At 40.9% G+C, this 23392-nt stretch carries 21 protein-coding genes; 10 read left to right on the plus strand and 11 right to left on the minus strand.

Translation table 11 applies throughout. The features are described from left to right. Window positions 1-21: 21 nt before the first annotated feature. On the minus strand, window positions 22-753 hold the full coding sequence (locus HG263_RS18425; RefSeq protein ID WP_171627556.1) for a TrmH family RNA methyltransferase: 732 nt from the start codon (window positions 751-753) through the stop codon (window positions 22-24). Window positions 754-823: 70 nt separating this feature from the next. After that, window positions 824-1549 (minus strand): DUF6445 family protein, encoded by a 726-nt coding sequence (locus tag HG263_RS18430; RefSeq protein WP_171627557.1) that lies wholly within the window; start codon window positions 1547-1549, stop codon window positions 824-826. A gap of 494 nt (window positions 1550-2043) precedes the next feature. On the opposite strand from HG263_RS18430, the gene HG263_RS18435 reads away from it, so the two are divergent. Further along, a complete protein-coding gene (locus tag HG263_RS18435) occupies window positions 2044-2475 on the plus strand; it encodes a hypothetical protein (RefSeq protein ID WP_171627558.1) in 432 nt (143 codons plus the stop codon). Between the two features lie 59 nt (window positions 2476-2534). Here the strand turns inward: HG263_RS18435 and HG263_RS18440 are convergent, their stop codons facing one another. Next, entirely contained in the window at window positions 2535-5030 is a 2496-nt protein-coding gene (locus HG263_RS18440) for a S8 family serine peptidase (protein ID WP_171627559.1), read from the minus strand. 483 nt (window positions 5031-5513) lie between these two features. Here HG263_RS18440 and HG263_RS18445 point away from each other — a divergent pair, with 483 nt between their 5' ends. The 5 genes from HG263_RS18445 to HG263_RS18465 all read left to right on the plus strand — a co-directional run bounded on the left by HG263_RS18445 (window position 5514) and on the right by HG263_RS18465 (window position 9438). Continuing rightward, window positions 5514-5981 carry a curlin subunit CsgB gene (locus tag HG263_RS18445; protein WP_171627560.1) on the plus strand — a complete coding sequence of 156 codons (468 nt, stop codon included), beginning with the start codon at window positions 5514-5516 and terminating at the stop codon, window positions 5979-5981. A gap of 23 nt (window positions 5982-6004) precedes the next feature. After that, window positions 6005-7729, plus strand: a complete 1725-nt coding sequence (locus tag HG263_RS18450; RefSeq protein ID WP_171627561.1) for a curlin — start codon at window positions 6005-6007, stop codon at window positions 7727-7729. Between the two features lie 128 nt (window positions 7730-7857). Beyond that, a complete protein-coding gene (locus HG263_RS18455) occupies window positions 7858-8190 on the plus strand; it encodes a CsgE family curli-type amyloid fiber assembly protein (RefSeq protein WP_246240028.1) in 333 nt (110 codons plus the stop codon). 2 nt (window positions 8191-8192) lie between these two features. Then, on the plus strand, window positions 8193-8615 hold the full coding sequence (locus HG263_RS18460; RefSeq protein WP_171627563.1) for a curli assembly protein CsgF: 423 nt from the start codon (window positions 8193-8195) through the stop codon (window positions 8613-8615). Continuing rightward, window positions 8602-9438 carry a CsgG/HfaB family protein gene (locus HG263_RS18465; protein ID WP_171627564.1) on the plus strand — a complete coding sequence of 279 codons (837 nt, stop codon included), beginning with the start codon at window positions 8602-8604 and terminating at the stop codon, window positions 9436-9438. The genes HG263_RS18460 and HG263_RS18465 overlap by 14 nt, the downstream gene beginning before the upstream one ends. Here the strand turns inward: HG263_RS18465 and HG263_RS18470 are convergent. Further along, window positions 9383-10132 (minus strand): helix-turn-helix transcriptional regulator, encoded by a 750-nt coding sequence (locus tag HG263_RS18470; RefSeq protein ID WP_171627565.1) that lies wholly within the window; start codon window positions 10130-10132, stop codon window positions 9383-9385. The two genes, HG263_RS18465 and HG263_RS18470, sit on opposite strands and share 56 nt — an antisense overlap. Window positions 10133-10473: 341 nt before the next feature. Here HG263_RS18470 and HG263_RS18475 point away from each other — a divergent pair, with 341 nt between their 5' ends. Next, the gene (locus HG263_RS18475) at window positions 10474-10770 is read left to right on the plus strand and encodes a hypothetical protein (RefSeq protein WP_171627566.1); all 297 of its coding nucleotides are present in this window, start codon (window positions 10474-10476) and stop codon (window positions 10768-10770) included. Window positions 10771-10833: 63 nt separating this feature from the next. Here HG263_RS18475 and speB read toward each other — a convergent pair whose 3' ends face one another. The 5 genes from speB to paeA all read right to left on the minus strand — a co-directional run bounded on the left by speB (window position 10834) and on the right by paeA (window position 16211). Next, on the minus strand, window positions 10834-11757 hold the full coding sequence (speB, locus tag HG263_RS18480) for an agmatinase (protein WP_171627567.1): 924 nt from the start codon (window positions 11755-11757) through the stop codon (window positions 10834-10836). A 3-nt stretch (window positions 11758-11760) separates the two neighbouring features. Further along, complete coding sequence (gene speA, locus HG263_RS18485; RefSeq protein ID WP_171627568.1) at window positions 11761-13674, minus strand: biosynthetic arginine decarboxylase; 1914 nt, start codon at window positions 13672-13674, stop codon at window positions 11761-11763. Between the two features lie 229 nt (window positions 13675-13903). Further along, window positions 13904-14494: a CBS domain-containing protein gene (locus HG263_RS18490; protein ID WP_171627569.1), complete on the minus strand. Its 591-nt coding sequence runs from the start codon at window positions 14492-14494 to the stop codon at window positions 13904-13906. Window positions 14495-14551: 57 nt separating this feature from the next. Then, window positions 14552-14833 carry a hypothetical protein gene (locus tag HG263_RS18495; RefSeq protein WP_171627570.1) on the minus strand — a complete coding sequence of 94 codons (282 nt, stop codon included), beginning with the start codon at window positions 14831-14833 and terminating at the stop codon, window positions 14552-14554. Window positions 14834-14909: 76 nt separating this feature from the next. Continuing rightward, window positions 14910-16211 (minus strand): polyamine export protein PaeA, encoded by a 1302-nt coding sequence (paeA, locus tag HG263_RS18500; protein WP_171627571.1) that lies wholly within the window; start codon window positions 16209-16211, stop codon window positions 14910-14912. Between the two features lie 260 nt (window positions 16212-16471). Between paeA and cysZ the strand changes: the two genes are divergently transcribed. Further along, window positions 16472-17197, plus strand: a complete 726-nt coding sequence (gene cysZ / locus HG263_RS18505) for a sulfate transporter CysZ (protein WP_171627572.1) — start codon at window positions 16472-16474, stop codon at window positions 17195-17197. A gap of 158 nt (window positions 17198-17355) precedes the next feature. Next, window positions 17356-18690 (plus strand): glycerophosphodiester phosphodiesterase family protein, encoded by a 1335-nt coding sequence (locus HG263_RS18510; RefSeq protein WP_171627573.1) that lies wholly within the window; start codon window positions 17356-17358, stop codon window positions 18688-18690. 55 nt (window positions 18691-18745) lie between these two features. Here the strand turns inward: HG263_RS18510 and HG263_RS18515 are convergent, their stop codons facing one another. Then, the gene (locus tag HG263_RS18515; protein ID WP_171627574.1) at window positions 18746-19474 is read right to left on the minus strand and encodes a transporter substrate-binding domain-containing protein; all 729 of its coding nucleotides are present in this window, start codon (window positions 19472-19474) and stop codon (window positions 18746-18748) included. Between the two features lie 282 nt (window positions 19475-19756). Here HG263_RS18515 and HG263_RS18520 point away from each other — a divergent pair, with 282 nt between their 5' ends. Beyond that, window positions 19757-21505 carry a winged helix-turn-helix domain-containing protein gene (locus HG263_RS18520; RefSeq protein WP_171627575.1) on the plus strand — a complete coding sequence of 583 codons (1749 nt, stop codon included), beginning with the start codon at window positions 19757-19759 and terminating at the stop codon, window positions 21503-21505. A 104-nt stretch (window positions 21506-21609) separates the two neighbouring features. Here the strand turns inward: HG263_RS18520 and HG263_RS18525 are convergent, their stop codons facing one another. Next, window positions 21610-23190: a formylglycine-generating enzyme family protein gene (locus tag HG263_RS18525; RefSeq protein ID WP_171627576.1), complete on the minus strand. Its 1581-nt coding sequence runs from the start codon at window positions 23188-23190 to the stop codon at window positions 21610-21612. Window positions 23191-23392 lie beyond the last annotated feature (202 nt).

Genomic DNA, 23392 nt, shown 5'->3' on the forward strand with positions numbered 1-23392 from the left:
TAGCAAAGCAAGCAGCAAAAATTAACTACCGCGCTTTATGTTATCTAAAATAATCCCTGTCGCCATTGCCACATTCAATGATTCAGCGCCGCCAAATGCAGGTATAGTGATAGGGGTATTAACGTATTTACCTGCCTGCTGGCGAATACCGTGTGACTCACTGCCCATCACCAGTACACCTCGTGCGGCAAATTCAGTACTATGCACACTTTGCCCATCAAGGTATGCACCATAAATGGCACCGTTATACTGAGCTAAAAATGCTTCGAGATCTGTTCGTACCACATTAACACGCACAAATGATCCCATAGTGGCACTAATTACTTTAGGATTAAGGTGATCAGCACAATCTTCACTGACCACTATCTGCTTAAAACCATACCAATCAGCAACTCTAATTATGGTGCCTAAATTACCGGGGTCAGATACCCCATCAAGGGCTAAAATCATTGCCGAATCATCAATTGGCTGAGCCTCGGGCGACTGCACAATGGCTATCGCGGCATTATTACTGGTTAGCGTGCTCGCTTTAGTTAAGCTCTCTGCGTCGGCTTCAACATAGTCTATATTTTGCAACAAAGATTGATGTTCAGCGATAAACTGTTCGCTTGCAAATAGTTGCTGAATCGGGATATTTGCCGCTATTAGCTCCTGAACATTTTTTTGTCCTTGCACTAAATACAGGCCATGTTGTTTGCGATATTTTTTTTGCGCTAAAGCGCGTAACAGCTTGAGTTGGTTTTTAGAGATCATAGCTACCCCAGTTGAAGAATGATGAATTATACCTGAGGCAGCGCAGAATGCGAAAGAATGAAGTCGATGTTTACTCGTCGTCCGTCATCCAAAAAAAGGTAACCGCGAGACGCTTGTTCTCATTATTGTCTCCAAAATAGTCACTGGCGCTGTGTGCTAGATTACCTTTAAACAGGGCTAAACGGTTAAAGCGGTTTTCAATTTCGACATCTTCATACCAAGCACTAATTGGTAACGCTTCGATATTAAGCGCATCGACTAAGTTATTGTATGGAGCATACACCGCATTACCACCCGCTGCGTGGTTTGCATAACGTAAGCGATAGAACGAGGTTCCTGAGTGCCCCCTAGGATTTGGGGTAAGATACAGAACAGCCGCATATCGGCAGAGTTGTCTATTATCTACATGTGGACGCGCCGCTCCTTCTTCATCTCCCACCAAAATAGCTGTATTGGTATCAACCACAACTTTGTCTGAGGTCGCGACCCATAACTTATCTTTACCAAGCTTTGTTTTTACCCACTGTTCAACCTGTGCAAGCTCTTCGTGTGTTAGTGCATCTGGCGCTCGTCGACCCGGCCATAGCTCTTGCGTATACGGCTTCCCTAATTTCCAGTCTGTTTTATTCAAACAACGCGTGCGTATCGCCATCGCTTGTTCTTCAGAGAAGAAGTCATCTGCAACCCAAAAATTCTTTCCTTCTTGTGGCCTTTCATAAGGGATCTGGGCAAACCCATTCGGAATGTCGGGTAACTCCTCTTTACCTGTTAATTTGGTATGTACAAACTTCGCCAAAACGACTCCTTAGCCTAGATTTTATAATTCTTATCGGTCATTTTACACCCATAAATAGACACCAGCACCTGTGTACCTAATATTGATTTAAAGACCCAGCTTCAATTTGGTCAAATACTCTAAGTGATTTAGACAAGGTTTGCACCATAACACACAAAAAAATTACGACTCATCTATTATGAAACTCCCTGTATAATTTTTAATGACTCTTTTTTGTACTCTCAGCTTTCGCCAGACAACCGATCTTGCACATCACAAAATCACTTTTAGCCACCAAGAAACTTAGCCGAAAAAAATTCATAAAAAAATTACGTCCCAAAAAACGGGACGACACTATTTATCAAAGTTATATGAGGCGGTAACTACCAAATTTTTTTATTGACAAGAGCTGTACAAAGACTCTATCTGATTGATTATATTCAACTTTCACATGTTGACGATAAAACAATGACAGGTTAACTTAGCCGCGAATTTAAACATAAGGAAATATCACAATGAAAAAAACAAGCATTGCTTTAATTTTATCAGCTCTTACTTTCTCATCGTTCTCTAACGCATCAACACTAGGTGTTAGTATTACAGAAAAACCTCGTCCTGGTGTTCCACAAGCACGTTGGACAGATGTAGTAGTGGGAGATCAATACTCACAAAATGGGAACGCAAAGTTTAACTACAATGTTAATAACTATTCAGTGTCATTCACTTGGACAACAAATGACGGTGCGCAAGGTGGGTGTCAGATTAACTATGATGTAAATAGAGACAACTCTACTGATTTTAGCTATCAAACAGCTAAAAGAAGATACAATAACACTAAACAAATCTTAATGAACTTAAAAGCTGGTGACCACTTATTTATTCAATCTGGATTCAACAGTAACACAGCTCCATGCGAAGTAACGCTTAAGCATAACATCGGTTTCTAATATTATTTGAACCAAAAAAGCGAGGCGTCAAAGCCTCGCTTTTTATTTCTATTTAATACCTACCTAAAAGTAACAGTTACTTCTTCAGAACAGATATTCTCACCAACACAGATTTTATATACATATTGCTGTTGTGTTGCTTGGCGAATAAAGTCACGATAAGTGCCTGTATTGGCAGCTGTCGCAATCTTAGCGCCATCACGATATACGTCGATGCTATCCGCAGATGCACCTTGGTAAGCAAGTTCGATACGTGCATAGTCTAAACGTGTTTTATTGGCACGTTTTACTTTCAGCTCTAACGCTTGGTCAGCTACTGTAACAGCTTGCGTCGTGGTGTTAGTCAGACCCGTTTCATCAGTTACAGTTAAAGTAACAGTGTAAGTACCTGCAGCTGCGAAAGTATGGCTTGGGTTTTGATCTGCTGATGTATTGCCATCTCCAAAATCCCATGCCCAACTAACGATGTCGTTGTTTGCATCAGTACTAGTGTCGGTAAATGTTGCATTTAGCATATCAGCGGCATAGCTAAAGCCTGCTACTGGCTCTGCTGGCGAAACATCGCCCAATCCAGTCAATGTTAGTGACCACTGGTTTAAAGTACCCGTGTCTTGAGCGTAGGTATCTTCTACTCTCAGCGTCCAGTCACCTGTTGCTACTTCGCCATTGAATGCGTCAGAATCAAATGATCCATTAATATCATCTGCACTGCCACCAGCTTTATTATGCAATGTTGCAGTAGTACCCGCTGGTGAAGTTAAGGTGACGATTAAGTCGCCAATATAAGTGTGTGTGATATCAAGGAAAGTACTTGAGTCAAAAATAGTTATTTGATCTGGTACCGTGATCACAGAAGTAATGCCCGCTGGGTCATTATCTGGAATATCAGCGCTTGTGTCATTGCTATAAGTAAAGTCATTCAGACCTTGAGGATTGACGTACAATGATACTTGCTTGCTCTGTACCAGCTCGCCACTGGTTGCAGTGACATTAAATGTGTAACTGCCCCACTGTGTTTCTCCGGTAGTTGGTACTGATAATGAGAAGCTTTGCCCTGGCTGCACAACGTCTGAAGAAAGCACCGCGCCTGGTAATTCACTCTCTACAGTCAATGCCACATCACCTGTCCAATCAGCAACTGATAGCACATCAAAGTTATACGTTGCAGTATCACCTGCTACGATTTCTTGTGATGCTGGTACGACCGATAATCTAAAGCCTGGCTCAGGATCTGCAAATTCAAGTGCATTAGCAGCATTTAAACGCTTGCCAGATACAACCTTGCCATTGAGTGCTTCATTATCATCGCCAGAATCCATTAGTACTGCTTTTAGCTCTTGCGTTGTTAAAGTTGGGTTAACTGATAATGCAAGTGCCGCAACACCAGCGACATGAGGTGTTGCCATTGATGTACCTGAGAAAGAGCTATAACCGCCTCCTGGAACCGTAGATAGAATTGAAGAACCAGGTGCACCTAAATCAACACTGGTTAATCCCCATTGAGAGAAACCTGACATTTCATCAGTATGGGTTGTACTTGCTACCGCTAGAATAGAGTCGTGCTCATAGCTTGATGGGTAATGTGGATTTACATCATTATCAACGGCACTGTTACCAGCCGCTGCAACAAATAGAATACCCGCTTCTTCTGAAGCTGTCAGTGCATCAGCCATTGCTTGGTTGAAGCCACCGCCACCCCAGCTGTTATTTGATACGCGAACATCAACGCCAGCTTCACGTAAACCGACTAGATAATCGATACACTTGATTGCATCAGACGTTGAACCACTACCTGACGCGTCTAAAAACTTACAACCGACGATTGATACTTCGTGGTTTACACCCACAACGCCTGTTGCATCATTACCTACCGCACCAATGGTACCAGATACGTGTGTACCGTGACCTTGATCATCCATTGGGTCGCCAACATTTGTGATTGCATTAATGCCGTGAATATCATCAATATAGCCATTGCCATCATTATCGATGCCATCACCTGGGATTTCATTTGGGTTAGTCCAAATGTTTGCAGCTAAGTCAGGGTGAGTATGGTCAACACCCGTATCAATGACACCCACTACCACATCACGGCTACCAATTGAGATATCCCATGCTTCAGGCGCGTCAATATCCGCATCAGCCACACCGCCAGTTTGACCGGTATTGTGTAAGCCCCATAGTTCATCAAATCTAGGGTCATCAGGCATACCAAGCACGCTGACTTTATAATCTGGTTCTGCATATTCTACCGCAGGGTGGTTGTTCAGTGCTTGCAATGCACTTTTTGTGTCTTTTTTATCTAATTTATATTTCGCTAGACGACCTTTTAAAACATGGCGATATGCATCGTCTATTTCATCTTGGTTAAGATCACTGATTTTTGCTGCAACTAGCTTTCTGGCAGAAATACGCTGCTCTTTTGTTGCGTCTTTTTTATATACAACAATCAGTGCATCGTCAGCAGCGCTGATTGTTTGTTTATCAATATGAATGGCAGCCTGTGAAAGACAAGGGATTAATGCGAGCGTTAAAGCAGATAATTTTAAATTCATTGTTGGGATCCATAAAGTTTATTTATTTTGTCATATGCCGATGACATATAACTTATAATCAAAAGTAGCCTCAGCAATTGAGCCTACCCACTTTTGAGTTCCCACCTGTATAAATTGAGTATTAAAGCAATCTTGTTAGTACGTTACATGCACAATAGTAAAGTACTGAAAACATAAAATTAAGCAACACAACTAGAAAACACTAAATCGCTACATCGCGCAAGCCAATCTCAGTAAAACCACAAAAACAGACTAAAAAACCAAAAAGGCACAATAAATTAACAATAATGTATGAGTGGACACATATTTCCTAAAGTAGGAAAGTCAGCCTTTTTGACTGGAAATTTACGTTATATATAAAACCAAATAGTTATAACTATGATTTTAAATATGTTTTTTTTCATAAAAATTTCGTATTCCTTCTTTAGGTACTCTTCTCTAATGTGGGGTACAAGGTCTTCGGCGCAGTAAAAGTGAAACAATATGCTAACAAAAATAAAGGCTCATCTGGCTTCATCACTTAATACAAACGTGTATAAGCGCGTGATGTTACCGATGTCTTTATTAATGAGCTGTGTCACTTATGCAGGCTCTGCAGATCTACAAGAGTCCCCCTTGTCTTTGAGTATAAATCCCTCGTTGTCAGTACATGCACAATTACTTACAACGGTAAAGCAAAACGGAACACTAAATAAAGCAACGATAACGCAAATAGGTGACGAGTTAAATTTGGTGTCACTTGTGCAATTGGGCTCGAACAATCTAGCCGAAATAACACAAGCAGGCGCTAATAACAGCGTTAACTTAATTCAGTATGGCAATAACAACTATACGTCCATAGTGCAACAAGGTGACGCCAATGTCGTCAATCTAACGCAACTTGGTGAACAAACGTTGCTCATCCACCAACTTGGTAATGAGATGGTGCTCAATGTCAGCGTTAATAAATAATAATGATACACAAGGAAAATATCATGCTTAAAAAATCTCTCATTTCCTGTGCCATAGTAATGGCACTAGGTTATGGCAATGCTGCTTTGGCAGCAGAGCCACAGAGCAAAAATACGCAAGACACTATCCAAAGCGACTTTATGGCTGGCGCTCAACAAAACCGTGTTGAGATCAACCAAAACTCTTCTGAGAGTGTTGAAGGTAACGAAATAAACTTACTGCAAAGTGGCGAAACCAACGGTGCCAAGGCAACGGTCACTGGAGGCTCGAACCACATCACCTCCGAACAAAAAGGTAACAATAACTTACAGCTCACAACGGTAGAAGGTCAAAGTAACCATATTACGCATTATCAAACAGGTAACGAAGCACAATCGAGTGTAGAACTTACTGGCGATGCTAATATGCTGTCTTTCAATCAAAGTGGTGATACGGGTAGAGGCGGCATTTCCAACGAAATCAGGTTGAAAGCCCAAGGTGATGATAATATCGTTAACGTTACTCAGGGCTCAGGAGGACATTGGACTTATATTGATGACTTACAAGGCCACAATAACGAAGTCACAGTGGAGCAACAGGGTGAATGGGGTGAAGTACGTCTTAAAGAAATCGTTGGTGAAGAAAATGAGTTCACGATTGAGCAAGATGGCTTTTGGAATGTAGCCACAGTAACAGAACTTAACGGCGATGAAAATACGGTAAAAGTTAAACAAGAAGGCGATCGAAACAGCTACCGCATCGACTTGTTAAACGGTGATGAGAATAGGCTAGAATCAGAGCAATCTGGTGATAACAATGCCATTGCAATTAGCACACTTAATGGTACAGACAATCGCTTAGAGTTCGAACAATCAGGTGATAATAATGCCGTTGCTATAAACGAGCTTACAGGCGCTGACAATCGCTTAGAGTTCGACCAGAGCGGGAATCAAAATAGTGTTCAGATTGATCTCATCAATGGTGACGATAATTCCCTTTCTACTAATCAAGATGGCGACAGTGGTGTAATATCGTTTGCGATTATTGAAGGAGAAGACAACAATCTATCCGTGCAACAACAAGGCAATAACAATAGCCTTGTCAGTGAAATGATTGTTGGCACAGATAATAAGCTAACTGCACTGCAAAGTGGTCAAGACAACAAATTTGAAGTTGAAATGATCGGTAGTGATAACAATTTCAATGCCACACAAACGGGTCTTGAGAACACCTCTTACATGGGCGCGGTTGGTGATAATAATAAATTCACTAACATCCAATTAGGCAACAACAACGATAGCCATATTGCTAACTTCAATGGCTCAGACAATACCTTTACTGTTAACCAAGTTGGTAATGACAACAGAGCGCTAGTTCAAACGTCATACCCTAACGTCTCTTTGGATACAACAGGCAATACCATTACGCTAGACCAACTGCAAAACGAAAACGATGCATCCGTGACGTTAAGCAGTGAAGTAGCCAGTGTTAATAACACCATCGACTTAGTGCAAGATGGTAACTTAAATGCCATTGACCTAATGCTTGAAGGTTCTAATAACTCGGTTGATATCGCTCAAATTGGTGATATGAACATGGTAGTAGGTATTGATCAAGGCGCATTCGTTATCGCTGGTAACGACCTCAGCTTTAATGTCGTTCAAGACGGCACAGGCAACTTAGTCGAAGGTAGTATGTCGCAACTCAACGGTGATGTATCAGTCACGCAAGTAGGTGATTACAATACTACGACAATAGTACAGCAATAATTGTGTCATTTAAAAACCGATAAGGGTGCCCTTTGGCACCTTTATCAATTGCACTGCCGTTAAAGTGATATAAGCCAATGAACTCTCTTTCTAAAATCTTCTTTTTTTGCTCTTTTCTAATAATCAGCATGTGTAGCAAAGCAGACGAAATCAGTGGCTTTTTACTCGATCAAAGTATTAGTCGCTCAGGACATGAGTTTTATCGTCAATTAAGTACGCTTTGGCTTGATATTCCCTCAACGGCAGGCGCAACGGTAACAATAAAAGAAACGCTAATACCAAAAGCGGGAACAATTTTAACGGTAGAGCTAAACAATCAAGCAGTGTACAAAACTTACTTGGGCCGTAGGCTAAAACCGGTAGACGACCAAGTAGAAGAAGCTGCACTAACCCTAATTAAAGTGCTTGCAAGTAATAATTTCAGCAAGTTTAGTGATGACTTATCAAGCAGTGGTCTTTAACTATGAAAAAATATCTTTTCCTATTATTAGTGCTCAGCCAAACAGGCCAAGCCAGCGAACTTGTTTACACCCCCATTAACCCAAGTTTTGGCGGTAATCCACTCAACGCCAATATGCTTATGAATAAAGCACAAGCGCAAAATAAGCATAAAGCCCATGTTGAACCCAAAAGCTATGCAGAGAGAATGCAGGAGTCTTTGGAGCGAGCATATATAAATAGAATCGTTCGTGAAGTCACCGATCTTGCTTTTGGCGAAAACTCCGACGAAAACGTATTTGGCCAAGACTCTGTGTTTGTCAGCGGAGATCATCAAATAAGAATGCTAACCAGCAACGCTGACAGTATCACAATAGAAATTACAAACCTCGTATCAGGGGAAGTGACAACAATAGAAATCCCGAGGTTTGGCAATGATCTTCCGTAAACAACTTTTTATTAGTATATTTATCATGGCATTAGGCGGGTGCAGCCATATATCAAATACATTGCCTCCAGATATTACTGAAGCTCAGACGTTAGAGCATACGCAGTCTTATAAAGCGCTAAAATCACTGCCTAAGCCAATGGGAAGTATTCCCGTATCCGTGTACTCCTTTCGAGATCAAACAGGCCAATATAAACCGATTGCTAATGTAAGTTCATTTTCGACCGCGGTAACACAAGGTGCCTCAGCGATACTGGTACAAGCATTAAGTGAAACAGACTGGTTTGTTCCTGTAGAGCGCGAGGGCTTGCAGAACATACTAACTGAAAGAAAAATAATTCGCGCAGCCCTTGATAACAATGACAATGAAAGCAACGCTTTACCGCCGCTGAAAACGGCTAAAATTATTCTTGAAGGCGGTATTATCAGCTATGACTCAAACACTAAAACAGGTGGATTAGGCGCTGAGTATTTTGGCATTGGTGTTTCTGAGCTATATCGAGAAGATGTCATTTCGATATATATGCGTGCGGTCGATGTGCGAACAGGGGTTGTTTTAACATCCGTTGCGACCACTAAAACAGTGCTAAGCTTTGAGATGCGTGCCGGATTCTTCCGCTACGTAAGTTACAAGCGCCTTGCAGAAGCTGAAGGAGGCTACACCAACAATGAACCTATGCATATATGCGTAAAGCAGGCGATTGAAAAAGCACTGGTAGACCTCATCAACAGCGGTATAGATAAAGGCTTATGGTCAGCAAAGCCAGTCACTCAGAATAAGAGCGAGTCAACGCATCAGGAAAAAACTGCCTCGCCCAGTTAAGTAGCTCTATACGATTTCTAGACTTGGTCTTTCGAAATGCGCTATAGAGATGTGTTTTAACTGTATGGTCGCTAATATGAAGTTTATTGGCGATCTCTTTATTCTGCGCCCCTTCAGCAATTAATTTAACTATCGTTTTTTCTCTTTTTGTTAAATTAAATGTGCCATCTTCTAGTTTAGGTGTCGGAGTTGGGTTACTAAAAATAGCGTGCTCAACTAGCAGCTCTGAAAAAGTACTGCTAATAATACTGCGCCTAAACCACAACTCACCGTCTTTTACTGCTTTAATGCCCTTCAATTTGATGTCTGGTTCATCTTTAGCATAAATAACGCCTTTAACACCCGCCAACAAAGCACGGCGTTCATCTACTTGTCCTTCGCAAGCATTGAATAATATCAATGACTTTCTTTTGGCTAGTACCGCCATATCAAAAGAATATACTTCCTCGCAGGTAAAACCAGTTAAATCAACAAATACCAGTTGCTCGATAGGCAACTCCACAAGTGCTTTATCACACTCAAGGACCTGAGAAGATATATTTAATAATTTGAGTAAACTTCGAATACTCTCTAGGTTTTCATCCGTTCTGCATACAGCAGTTCGGGTTACTATTGCGGCTTTACAATTCACTTTGCCCATATTAATTCCTACTATACCGAGTGACACTTTGATTTGTGCCTGTCTTGTTCCCATGAACTTCCAAGCTACACAAAATCCGCTTATATGTAAATATTATGTTTTATATCAAAATGAAAAGTGTTTACATCGTTGCAAATAAAACCAAAAATAACATAAGGTTAAGCGCTAAAATCACGCCCCTGTATTAGTATCTTTTTTTTAACAAAGTGCTTTATATACCTTTTAATTTAACTAAGCCGCCTAGAAACTAATAAATTTTCATTAAAGTAAATTCATCTAAGGCCGATTTATAATTATTATAAATTTCACCTTTGCTAAATCCATTAAATGGCAGAAACACACAATGAAACAGTGTGCGTTTAAAGTAGCAGTGAATCGAAGTGGGCCTAGATATTATGGGAATTGAGTTTAATGTGGTCGTATTAAATATGATCGTGCTAAGTATTGCATATGGGTTGATCTATCCTCATTGCGCTAACACCTTAAAGAAGATATCGCTTCAGGATATAATGGCAGCCTGCGCTTCATTATCTGTTGTTGGTTCTGTATTTTATTCAAGTGGTGTGAAGTTTAGCTTTGTTTGGGTCGATGTGAACTGGTTCTGGTTTACCCTGATAACATTTATCGCCTTAGAGATCCCCCTTTTTATTTGGTATGCGAGGCGATACCACCTACCATTTCCAAGTCGATAAAAAAATGCCGAACAATCGTTCGGCATTTTTACATATCAGCCTCGCTTTTATATAACAGCGAATTTATGGCCTGTGTTTTACAGCCCAAAGATGTAACAACTCATGGGCGATAGTCGCAGCCGCGATTGCCGTGAGTTCGCTTTGATCGTATGCAGGAGATACTTCTACTACATCCATACCAATCATATTTACACCCTGCAGAGCACGTAAAATTTTTAAAACTTTATCGCTCGTTAGTCCTCCACATACTGGTGTACCAGTACCTGGCGCAAAAGCGGGATCTAAACAGTCTATGTCAAACGTTAAATAGACAGGTAAATCTCCCACTCTGTCTTTAATCTGCGCGGCTAATTGCTCGGCACTCAAGTCATTGGCTTGCATCGCATCAATAACAGCAAAGCCGTGATTATCCTCATTATATTCAGTTCTAATACCTATCTGAACCGAGTGCTCAGCGCTTATTAAACCTTCTATTGGGGCATGATAAAACATCGTACCGTGGTCATAACGCGAGCCTTGGCTATAGGTATCGGTATGAGCATCAAAGTGGACCAATGCCATCTTTCCATAAACTTTGTGATGCGCACGCAGTAAAGGCAAGGTTACAAAGTGATCTCCCCCTAAGCCGAGTAGCGCTTTTCCTTGTTGGAGTATCTGCTGAGCCGCCAACTCTAACTGCGCCGTAAAATATTCTGGATCACCCGTTGGATAAGTAAAATCGCCCGCATCAGAAATACTCAGCTTATCCCAAAGTGAAAAACGCCATGGGTATTTTTTTGACTCCCAAGCAAGATGAACCGATGCCCTGCGAATCGCATCAGGCCCCAAACGCGCACCAGGACGACCTGATGTTGCCAAATCAAATGGTAAACCTAAAACGACAACATCTGACTCAATATTAGTCATATCACGTACCATAGGCTGACGTAAAAATGTCATACCATTTGAATATAGTGAGTGATCGGTATGGTCAAATAACTGGTTCATAAACTAAACATCTTCCAAATAGGTATAACCATCTAACCCTTGCTCAAGCTCTGCCAAGCAACGTGCTTGCTCATTCTTTGGCAACTTGCTTTGCACCTGCTGAGCAAAGTTAGCTTTAAATTGTGCAACATCCAAATGAACATAGCGCATCATATCGGCAACACTATCCCCTTCATCTACATCACTTAGCTCTAGCAATCCATCATTATCTAATCTTGCAACAACGCTATGTGTGTCACCAAATAAATTGTGCATATCGCCAAGTATTTCTTGGTAAGCGCCCACTAAAAAGAACCCCAGTAAATAAGGTCGACTAGCATTGTATTCGGGAACAGGTAAGGTACTTTCGATACCCTGACCATCCACATAATGTTCAATCGTGCCATCAGAATCACAGGTTATATCTAACAATAACGCTCTCTTTTTAGGCGCTTCAGTTAAACCACTTAGTGGCAATACTGGAAATACTTGTTCAATTCCCCATGCATCAGGCAATGACTGAAACAACGAGAAGTTAACAAAAAACTTATCTGCTAATTTTGCGCTCAATTCATCAATAATAGGTCGATGAAAACGGTTTTTATTATCCATTCGCTGATTAAGCTCATAACACACACGCAAATTAACTTGCTCAGCCCAAGCCCGCTGCTCTAAGTTAAGTAAACCCATTGCAAATTGGCTGTGTACTTCAGCTAAATCACTTTGTGTATCGTGATAAATCTCAATTAATGCCCTATCATCCCTTTGACCATTAAGCCCCTGCCACGATGTCCACATGTTATGTAACAAGCGTGGCGCATCCTGTTCTGGCGCCAATACGGCTTCTGGCTGATAACTTTCAGTACCAATAACATCCGTGATCAACACGGCATGATGCGCTGTTAATGCACGGCCCGATTCTGAGATAATCTTTGGCATCGGTTGCTCATATTGTTTACACGTATCTCCAATGGTGTACACAATATTATTTGCATATTCAGCTAGGCTGTAATTCATGGAATTGTGAGATTGGCTGCGTGTTCCGTCGTAATCAACTGCCAGCCCACCACCTACATCTAAGCATCGTAAATTGGCACCTAATCGACGTAATTCACAATAAAAGCGTGCCGCTTCGCCAACACCAAGTCGCACATCACGAATATTGGCCATTTGCGAGCCAAGATGAAAGTGTACTAACTGTAGCGCGCTTAACAACTTGGCCTGCTCTAGCTGATTTATCACCGCCAACACTTGTGACGCCGACAAACCAAACTTAGACTTTTCACCACCGCTTGCTTGCCACTTACCTTTGCCTTGTGAAGCGAGACGTACGCGTAATCCCAGACGTGGTGTCACGTTTAGCGCTTTAGCTTGTTCCATAACAATATCAAGCTCTGAGCGCTTCTCTAACACGATATAAACTTGATGTCCGAGCTTTTCACCCAACAGTGCCAAACGCACATATTCTTTGTCTTTGTAACCATTACATACAATAACAGCCGAAGTTTGCTCACTCATAGCAAGAACAGTGAGCAGTTCAGCTTTGCTGCCGGCTTCAAGACCCAATTGCTTTTTATCATTGCCCACTTGGCTTGCAATTAAACCCTCTACTACTTCGCGCTGCTGGTTAACTTTAATTGGATAAACCAATAAATAGTCTTCTGGGTAACTATAATCAGCAATCGCTTGATTAAACGCATCACAAATACTATGAACTCGTTGACTCAATATTTGAGGAAAACGCACCAAAGCAGGTAATGTATAACCTTGAGCTTTGATTCGTTGAGCGATATTTTCTAAAGTCACGGCATGCTCTGGCTGTGCTAGTTTCGGCATTGCAGTAACCTCTCCCTGATCATTAATACCATAGAAGCCCTGGCTCCAATGGCGCACGTTGTAACAATCACGCGCGTGTTCAGAAGAGATGTTTTTGGTCATTAAAGTTCCTTAAAAAATCATAGAATTTGGGAGGTCATTTTTGCGCATTACAAAGAATTCGTGCCGCTGTGTCTAACGAAATATTTCACTCTTCAAGAGTAGTAAAATCACTCGTCGATCCTAAAATTTGCCATGAAAAAGGCACCTCTCGGTGCCTTGACTTTCATTAACTTCATTTTTTAGGAGCATCAAATTACTTTAATCGATAGAACAAAGTAATCAGAATTTTTTAAATCTCGGCATGGTGCCAAAGGCTATCTACTATTTCACTAAATGAATTAGCACTCTTAACTTGATTGAGTTGATAGCCTACCATGCGGCTAATATCAATGAGATCAAAGTAACCACATATGCGCTCAGGCGCTTGGCTGACCACCAGCAAATGCTCGTGACCACCCATTTCCATACTTTTTACAATATCCCCTACCCGAGCACTGCGCACAGCAAGTTCATTGACACTGCTTAAGGAAGACAGCGGGATCATCACATCTACAACGGTCATATCAGCTCGACTAATGCCTGTTTTAGCTGAGATTTTCAGTACATAACTACTTGAAAGACGCGCTTTAGATATGATCCCAAGCATATTGTTGTGGCTGTCTACAACAAAGCTAATACGCATATGGGTTTGTTCCATGATTAACAGCGCATCATTAAGCCCTGTGCTGCTATCAATTAATTGCGGTGGCACTTGATGAAAACCATGCATTGCTTCGCTTGCTGGACTATCTAGTGAAATGGTTACATTGCTATCAAGCGACGTATTAAAATGGGTATTTGTGGCAAGCGCTTGGCTGCCAATAGTTTGGTATTTAGACATAACACCACCTCTATCTATATAAGCTGACGACAAAAAATAAATTTGTTTGAGAAGAGCTTACTTTTTAGGTGGAGCGCGAATGCTTAAATGGAGATGTTGTGATTCACGAGGAGATGGGATTTCCCCTGCAATACTAGTAGTACCAGCCACCTCAAAATCATAAGAAATAGAGCCAATAATAAGCTCTTGAGGATCGTGGTCAATTGGATCTGAATCTATAAATACGCTTTGTTGCTGTTCATAGTAATTTTCAACTTTGGCATAGCTCATTGGCGCGTTGATCACTGATAGGAACAACACACACAAACAAGAAATGACAAACCACTTACTATACCGCATCAAAACTCCAGATTAAGTTAGGCACAAAAAAAGTGCCTAACTTCAGTGTATGAGCATGTATTAAAATTAGCAAGTATTAAAGTACCACCTCAGAGATGGAATCCTTAATTCGACTAACCAATAATTGTTCTACTCTCACTCCTTCAATATCGATGGCTTCAAATTTAAAACCGTCGCAAAGTATGTAGTCTGCTCGCTTTGGTAAGCGTTTTAGTCGATATATTAAAAACCCTGCCACTGTTTCATATTGGTTTACTTCAGGGACGTCTTCCCAACCTATAACACGACATAGGTCAACCATAGGCGTAGAGCCATCCACTAGCCATGATTCATTATCGCGCTGAACTATTTGCTCCTCACCATGAAACGTGACTAAGTCTCCCATAAAGCTACTCATGAGATCTTTTATCGTCACAATCCCAACAACTAAGGCGTACTCATTCACAACCACTGCAAATTGTTCATTGGACGACTTAAATGCATTGAGTGCCTCTGATAGCGTTAATGTTTCTGGTAGGTAAAATACTTCTTTTTCGATAATTTGTTCATTTAAGTGCACCATTTCGCCACGTAACAACTGCTTCAAGATTTGCTTAGTATCGACAAAGCCAATTAATTTATCCAAGTGCCCATCACATACCAAAAACTGGTTATGTGGGTTATCTAATACCTTCTGACATATCGCCTTACTGTCATCGCTGATGTCTAAAAATGCGATTGACTCTCGTGTGGTCATGGCCATTGGCAAAGTTCGACATTCTAATTCAAGTACATTCCCAATCAGTTGATATTCTTGCGCCTGCAGCGTGCCACTTTTCGCCCCTGCATCCATCATTGCGACTATTTCTTCAGTGGTCACCTCATCCTTTCGCTCAGTGGGAAAGCCGAGCAATTTCAACACTAAATTGGTAACCCCGTTAAAAAATAGCACTAAGGGTTTAAATGCCGTTGTGACAGCATTCATTAACCCAACCACTCTTATAGCAACGGCTTCAGGCATGAGCATCGCTACTCGCTTTGGCAACAAATCAGCAAATAAAATAAACAAGGAAGTAATAATCATAAATGATATGACAAAACTAACCTGATCTAACATCGCCCCTTGATACACCATTGCAAGGTAGGAACGCACAGTATCCGTCAGTGCTTGTTCTCCCAAAATACCACCAAGTATTGCGATTGCATTCAAAGCTATTTGCACCATCGCAAAAAATGCTCCTGGTTGAGCTTGTAGCTTAAGCACTTGCTCTGCACCATGATAGCCTTCATCCATCATTATCTTCAGTTTGATTTTACGCGCTGCAGCTATGGCAATCTCAGACATTGCAAATAAAGCGCTGATAAAAATTAAACATACAATTCCAAGCAATTCGCTCACTTAATGGTTTCTCCAGGTTAAATCGATTAGTGCTTTTAGAATTAGTCAAAAAGCGAGCAATTGTAGCGTAACCCACACACGAAGCAACATATATAAGAAGTTAAAAATCAAAGAGTTAAAATATATATTTTCATATATTTACACACTACTCTATACCAAGGTGATAATCTGCAATAGTTTGTTACGCATTTAGGTTTATCCGCTTGCCATACCCAGCGTATACTGTGCTACAAAATTAATGCTTTTATTTGAGGTTGGTTGTGCAGTTAACTCAAGGTATCGAGTATTTTCTCTCTGGATTTTCTTTGATCACGCAAAAGGGATTGAAGCGTTTTGTGTTTATTCCGTTACTGATCAACGTATTGCTTTTTGGTAGCTCATTGTTCTTTTTATATGATTGGCTCACGCAAGGGTTTAATTACTTAAACAACTTATTACCAAGCTGGCTTAGTTGGTTAGAGTGGCTTATGTGGCCTATTGCCATTATGGTCATTTTATTCAGCTACAGTATGGTATTCACCGTGATCACTAACTTTATCGCGGCGCCTTTTAATGGCTTGTTAAGCGAAAAAGTAGAAATGCACCTTACCGGGCAAAAAGTGAATGATGATGGCTTAGCGGACCTACTTAAAGATGTGCCTCGTATGCTTGGCCGCGAGTGGACTAAGCTGTGTTATTACTTGCCTCGTGCAATTGGTTTTTTCATCTTACTTTGGGTTTTACCCCTAGTTGGGCAAGTATTGTGGGTAATGTTTACCTGTTGGATGTATAACGTACAATACAATGACTATCCGTTTGATAATCATAAAATCCACTTTAGCCAAATGAAAAGTGACTTAAAAAGCAAACAAGGACTGTCGTATGGGTTTGGCTTTGCCGTATTCGTACTCACTTCAATTCCGCTGATTAACCTGATTGTTATGCCCGTTGCGGTATGCGGAGCCACCCGCTTATGGGTGGATAACTATCGTAAAAACTATCGATGAACATCCTTACTCAGAAAAATAGAGTGCAAGCCCTAAATGCGCTCTATTTTGCAACCAGATATAAAGCTATTGTTTTATCTGTCATAGAGTTATCATCTTTCTTTCATTTTACGTCTATAACATTTGTTTTCCTTATTTAAACAAGATGATGTACTACCATGAAGTATAAAATATTACTCTCCATGAGCGCTTTATTAGTATTGAGCGGTTGCAACGATGACACAAAAATCAAAGAAGTGACCAAAGAAGTCGTCGTTGAAAAACCAATTACCGTAGTTGAAAAAGTTGAAGTGCCAGTGATTGTTGAAGTGGCCAAAGGCGGTGCAAATGACGCTCAAATCGGTGCTCGTGCGCAGTTTTTGGTGAATCAGCTACAAGATAGTGCCCTAAAAACAAAGCTACAAGCTTGCCAAAACGGGCCTTTTTACAAAACCGATTTTTCTATCGGCCATCGTGGCGCACCTATGCAATATCCTGAGCACACCAAAGAATCATATGTGGCTGCAGCAAAAATGGGCGCGGGTATTTTAGAGTGTGACGTTACGTTTACTAAAGATAAAGAGTTAGTGTGCCGTCACTCACAATGCGACCTGCACACCACAACAAATATTTTAGCGATCCCAGAGCTTGCTGCAAAATGTTCAGAACCCTTTACCCCAGCAGATGCTGCATCAGGTACTCCAGCTAGTGCAAAGTGCTGTACATCAGACATCACACTCGCTGAATTTAGACAATTAAAAGGCAAAATGGATGGTGCAAACTCACTTGCAACAACCATTGATGAATACCTTGCAGGCACAGCAAGTTTTCGCACAGACTTATACGCAAGCCAAGGTACGCTGTTAACCCACAAAGAAAGCATTGAGTTATTCAAATCATTGAATGTAAAAATGACACCGGAGCTGAAGTCTGCCAGCGTTCCTATGCCGTTTGATGGCATGACCCAACAAATGTACGCACAAAAAATGATTGATGAATACAAAGCCGCAGGTGTGGATCCGAAAGATGTTTTTGCTCAGTCTTTTGATTTAGAAGATGTAAAGTATTGGATTAACAATGATGCGGCATTTGGCGAGCAAGCAGTCTACTTAGACGACCGCTACGACATAGCAGGATTTAACCCAAATAACCCAGATACTTGGCAACCTACAATGGCAGAACTTAGCAATGACGGCGTGAAGATTATCGCCCCTCCCATGTGGATGCTCGTTACTTTGAACAACGATAAAAAAATTGTGCCCTCTGAGTATGCAAAAGCAGCCAAAGAAGCGGGTCTTGATATCATCACTTGGACTTTGGAGCGCTCTGGCCCGCTAGCAACAGGTGGTGGTTGGTATTATCAGTCAATCAAAGATGCTATCAACAGTGATGCTGATGCGCTTGTGTTACTCGATGTATTAGCAAAAGAAGTTGGTGTTATTGGTGTATTCAGCGACTGGCCTGCAACAACCACGTTTTATGCTAGCTGTATGGGTATGACACCGAGTATTTAATCGCTAAAGTAAGGGTCGTTTCGGCCCTTACTTTAACAGTGCTAAACATTGGCAACTATTGAGCACGATTGTATTTCGAGCGAATTAACTCATACCTTCCTGAGCCCTTTAACTGTTGCAGAGCGATATTAAATCTATCTCTTAACCCCTTGTCACGAAAACCAACATAAAACCACAGAGGGTTATTTTTTACTGGCAATAACACCTTACCCCAACTCGCATTTGAATATCGATATCTTCCGTCTCGTAATTGTATTAGATGCCAATTTAGCAAGGTGTCATCTATCAAGATAACCTGACACTTTCCCGCCAGCCAATCAATCACTTGCTCTTGCTGTTTAGAGTATTCAGAATAATCACGTTTTTCAGCTATAACAGTCTCAATATTCAAATGCTGTTTAGCATTTTGCCAAGCACAAATGCTGTATTGACTTAATTGTTCAATCGTACTTATGGAAAACTTCGATTTACTGCTATGTATTGCAAAGTTGCTGTAAGAGATAAACGGAAGAGAGTAATACACATGTTCATTTACTTGCTGAACTTCAACAGCAATATCAACGCTTCCAGTCTTAAGTAAACGCTCCATACGACGATTAGAGACGAAAATACTCTGATATTGCCAGTTCAAACTCTGAGCTATTTGCTCAAACAATTCGACGCTGATCCCTGACTGGCTTGATTCATCAACATAAGGAGGCCGACTTTGACCAAAAGCGACTTTTAATGGCTCTGCAGCGACTAAACTAATGGGTGATAAAAAGAGTAGCCACAACCAGAACACAAACTTTCCAGATAAATACTGAATAATACGCCCTCTCTATGACATCATCTAACTCTTAACACTGCATGTTTACAGTGAGTACATAGTAACTAGTGTAATGCACAATTTAGCGGCTCTCTACTTTATTTAAGTTAGCTAGTTGCCCGCCCACACATCTTTTAATAAATTATGGCGTCAGCCATTACAATTAATACTCTTTAAACTCCCTCACTTGGCTTTCACGTTTACCTTACTGATAGAATGTTTAATAATATATCTAATTAAAACAGTAAGAATCTATACATGGTTGTAACGTTTGATGGCTTTCACTTAGATACAAAAAGTGGTGTATTAACACGCAAAGGAAAAGAGATAACTCTCAAACCAAAGCAACATGCCTTGTTACTTTTCTTTGTTAGTAATCCAGCTGTCGTGCTAAGCAAAGAGCAAATTCTCGACCATGTTTGGCAAGGAAGAGTCGTCTCAGAACAAGTTGTATTTCAAACCATTAGCCAATTAAGAACCATTGTTGGCGAACGCGCTATCCAAACTTATGCTCGCCAAGGGTACAAATGGACTTATCCGATAAATAATGATGAAGAAGAGCAAGAGCGAGTTAGTGTGAGTCGGTCAAAAAAGTCGCACACATATACTTATTTTATTATCGCTATATTATTAGCCGCTACCGCAGTGACAAGCTACCACAGCTTTATCCCACTAACTGGTAAGCGAGCACAAATTTTCTATTTACCTCAAGAGCATACAAAAGATGTAATTGAAGATACCTCTAATGATGCCTTTTCTTTACAAGCAGTAAAGTTCAATTCAAGTTACCAGCTTGATGTATTGAATATGCCCGCGCTTACTTTTAAAGAGTTGCAATTGGATAAAGCCAACTGGCTGATTGGAATGCAAATTTACCCAGCTCCAGAGGGAATCTATTTAGAATTTAAGTTGCAAAGCGATAAAAACCAATGGCATGACTATGTGTTTGCAACCAAGCCAACTGCTGTAGCAGCTGCGCTCCATAAGCAATTAGCGGAGTTAGCACAATTAGGATTATTTACGACACCGACCACTGCCAAAGTTTGGGTTAGTAAGCTTGAACAGCAAACACAGTACAGTAGGGCAAGTGTCTTGTTCTTTTTGGCAAAGTATTATCATGGATTAGGCCATCTTGACGTTGCACTGGCGTATTTGGACAGTATTTCAAAGCAACCTGTCGATGTGCAAACAATGCCATTGCACATCGAAGCCGCTTTACTAAGAGCCACAATTTATAAACATAATGGGCAATTTACATTAGCTAAAACCACACTCACACAGGCTGAGCAAAATCTTGGCGAAAAAATATGGCCACTACAGTTTGAGCTCATTAAAAAACAAGCTTTTTTAGCCTATGCAATGCGTAACCCTGAACAAGTTAAACAGCAACTTGAGCGTGGAGCTAAACTTGCCCAACGCAATATTGATTCGTTAAGCCGCTTTCAGCTACACATATTAGACTCCATTTTATCTGCTAAGCTTGGCTTAAACGAGCGAAAATACATACAACTTAACGAGGCTCAGCAGGTTGTAATAGATGAAAAGCTTCACCCTGCAAATCTTGCGTTCATTTACTTCCATTACGCGCTATTTGCCGAAGACAAAGATATCAAAGTTAAGTATCTGAGCAAAATACTTACACTCCCTCGCAGTCAAACTAACTTTTGGGTCATTGATGACGCTTTTGAGCGACTTTTTGACCTTTATATCCAGCATGGACTTTTTGCTCAGGCAGCTGAATTACTGCAGCAAAACACCAATCATGCCGTTAACAAAAAGCTGTTAAACGCAAGGTTACTGCTGGCACAACAACAAACCCAGCAAGCAATAGCGCTGTTGGAAGAGGCTTATCAGCAATCACACAAAGCCTTTGATAGAAATGCCAGCATTAATGCCGCTCGTGCCCTGTATCAGCATCTCGATAAGCAAAGTCAAAAGCGCCAAATTTACTATAATTTTTTGCAGCGTAATGGTGAGCAAAAATGGCTGGATAGTCAAAATATCTAGAAGTAACTCTCGATGGTGCTGCGTTTTTAGTGCTCCATATTGATACTGCACCACAGTGATTTAGTGTATAACCCTTTATAAAACACCATCGAGATAACTTTACATTATTTAAACTCAAGCCAGTCAAGTTCAAACCACTGTGGCTTATCCATACGTATTTCTAAAGGCGCATTGCTTTTAATAAGATCAGCCATGCCCTTTTGAATAACAAATTTATCTCCAGCTGGAATATCATATCTGCCCACTAGATGCATACCTTGCCATAATTCAAAACTTGCCTCCTGCTCAGAAACAGCCCTAAAAGTCAGTTCTGCTCGTCTGGCTTGTTCACTCTTAAAACCTAATCTTATCCATGCTGGTTTGTGTGGCTTAACACCAGTAGGGAAATGATCTGGGTTATCGCTAAAGCCAACTATCGTCGCCTTTTCACGTTTGCTTACCCAGTAATAAAGACCTGTGAAAAAATGCTCAACTTCTATTCGCTCATTGCTAGAGAAGTGTTTTGCTTTGCCAAAGGTTACAATCTCGCTACCCAACCCCTCTCCAACACTGTTGTATGAGAATACTTGATATCTCGCGAAGATTTTTTCAGGGAGAGTGCTGTCAATAAATGTTGCTTGGGTAAGTTTATCCACTACTTTAGTAAAGCGTGTCGCTTCATTACTCGATGGGTTGCTCAAAGCTCTATAAACCGCATATCTAACTTCATCTCCTGGAACCGTGAGCCAGTTGAGTTCAACACGACTATTGTCAATCGCCTTAGCCGAAAGCCCCTTGGGTGAAGCAGGAATGGTTTGCATCTGTGCATGTACTTGCTGTTGAACATACTGAGCACTTTTGAGTTTTTCGATAAAATCTTGAGTAGCTACAGAGAGGGGCTCTACTTTATCGCTTTCAAGTACGAGCCGGAAGCCTTCAATACCACCCTGAAAATCTGTATCCATCCAATCAGGCGTCATCACCCCTCTAGGTTGCCAATGCCAAGCTTCGCCAACAACCACATATTGCTCACATTGCGCCGGTTCAGACTTATTAAATGTATGGCAAGTTCTTGTTATTTCTCGCACATTTCCTACCATATCATACAAGCCATACTGATTCGGCCGATACATTCCCACCACAGTATGATACACCGCCCCATCATTACACTGAGCACTGCGCTTGTAACGCACCTGATGATGCTTTTTCATCCCTGCAATATTGGCAATATCTTCGGTATTTTCATAATCGCAAATTTCGCTCTGTTGAAAGTCATCCGCAAAAGCCATACGCCCACTCTTTCCGGCCAACGCTGCATGACGCCACTGCTGTGCACTTGGAAGCCGATAAGACTTACCGGTCTTTTCTGATAGCCATTTTGCATAATCAATTGCACCTTGAACACCTGTACACACCACAGGGCGGTATGGGTTTTCTATCAAAGCCGGTAAATCCCAACGTCCCGGCTTTTCTGGATCTGGCCAAAGCGCCTCTGTAAATGCCATACAGTTTTTCGGCACTTGATAGCCAGTGTCACTGACAAATTGTCTAAACTGTGCAACGGTTATTTCATATTTACTCATTAAAAAGCTTGGCAACCCCTGAGTATCATTGCCTGGAATAGGCTGTAGAATTGGCTCGATTACAGCATTGTTGGCGCTTACCGTTGTGCATATACTTAATAATGCGGAAAAAACGTATTTCATAGTCACTCCTGTTTATTGTTAAGAGGCACTATAAAAATCACTTGTAGGCGCGTCTTATTCCCGCTCTATTTTTTATAGAAATATTTTTATATTTATATTTATTAGAAGGTTAAAGCGTTTTCTATTTTTCTCTTTTGTATCACAAGTCTTTTCTTATTGTTAAAAGCAATACAAGCGTCAAACAATTTGCTCGACGCTCATT

It is taken from the genome of Pseudoalteromonas caenipelagi (assembly GCF_013140855.1).
GTDB lineage: Bacteria > Pseudomonadota > Gammaproteobacteria > Enterobacterales > Alteromonadaceae > Pseudoalteromonas > Pseudoalteromonas caenipelagi.

Bases quoted from the DNA above. Each gene is read 5' to 3' on its own strand.
- speA (WP_171627568.1), bottom strand. From the start codon at position 13,674: ATGACCAAAAACATCTCTTCTGAACACGCGCGTGATTGTTACAACGTG.
- HG263_RS18470 (WP_171627565.1), bottom strand. From the start codon at position 10,132: ATGGGAACAAGACAGGCACAAATCAAAGTGTCACTCGGTATAGTAGGA.
- HG263_RS18455 (WP_246240028.1), top strand. From the start codon at position 7,858: ATGTGTAGCAAAGCAGACGAAATCAGTGGCTTTTTACTCGATCAAAGT.
- HG263_RS18440 (WP_171627559.1), bottom strand. From the start codon at position 5,030: ATGAATTTAAAATTATCTGCTTTAACGCTCGCATTAATCCCTTGTCTT.
- HG263_RS18495 (WP_171627570.1), bottom strand. From the start codon at position 14,833: ATGCGGTATAGTAAGTGGTTTGTCATTTCTTGTTTGTGTGTGTTGTTC.
- speB (WP_171627567.1), bottom strand. From the start codon at position 11,757: ATGAACCAGTTATTTGACCATACCGATCACTCACTATATTCAAATGGT.
- HG263_RS18450 (WP_171627561.1), top strand. From the start codon at position 6,005: ATGCTTAAAAAATCTCTCATTTCCTGTGCCATAGTAATGGCACTAGGT.
- HG263_RS18425 (WP_171627556.1), bottom strand. From the start codon at position 753: ATGATCTCTAAAAACCAACTCAAGCTGTTACGCGCTTTAGCGCAAAAA.
- HG263_RS18510 (WP_171627573.1), top strand. From the start codon at position 17,356: ATGAAGTATAAAATATTACTCTCCATGAGCGCTTTATTAGTATTGAGC.
- HG263_RS18520 (WP_171627575.1), top strand. From the start codon at position 19,757: ATGGTTGTAACGTTTGATGGCTTTCACTTAGATACAAAAAGTGGTGTA.
- HG263_RS18525 (WP_171627576.1), bottom strand. From the start codon at position 23,190: ATGAAATACGTTTTTTCCGCATTATTAAGTATATGCACAACGGTAAGC.
- HG263_RS18465 (WP_171627564.1), top strand. From the start codon at position 8,602: ATGATCTTCCGTAAACAACTTTTTATTAGTATATTTATCATGGCATTA.
- HG263_RS18445 (WP_171627560.1), top strand. From the start codon at position 5,514: ATGCTAACAAAAATAAAGGCTCATCTGGCTTCATCACTTAATACAAAC.
- HG263_RS18435 (WP_171627558.1), top strand. From the start codon at position 2,044: ATGAAAAAAACAAGCATTGCTTTAATTTTATCAGCTCTTACTTTCTCA.
- HG263_RS18460 (WP_171627563.1), top strand. From the start codon at position 8,193: ATGAAAAAATATCTTTTCCTATTATTAGTGCTCAGCCAAACAGGCCAA.
- HG263_RS18490 (WP_171627569.1), bottom strand. From the start codon at position 14,494: ATGTCTAAATACCAAACTATTGGCAGCCAAGCGCTTGCCACAAATACC.
- HG263_RS18475 (WP_171627566.1), top strand. From the start codon at position 10,474: ATGGGAATTGAGTTTAATGTGGTCGTATTAAATATGATCGTGCTAAGT.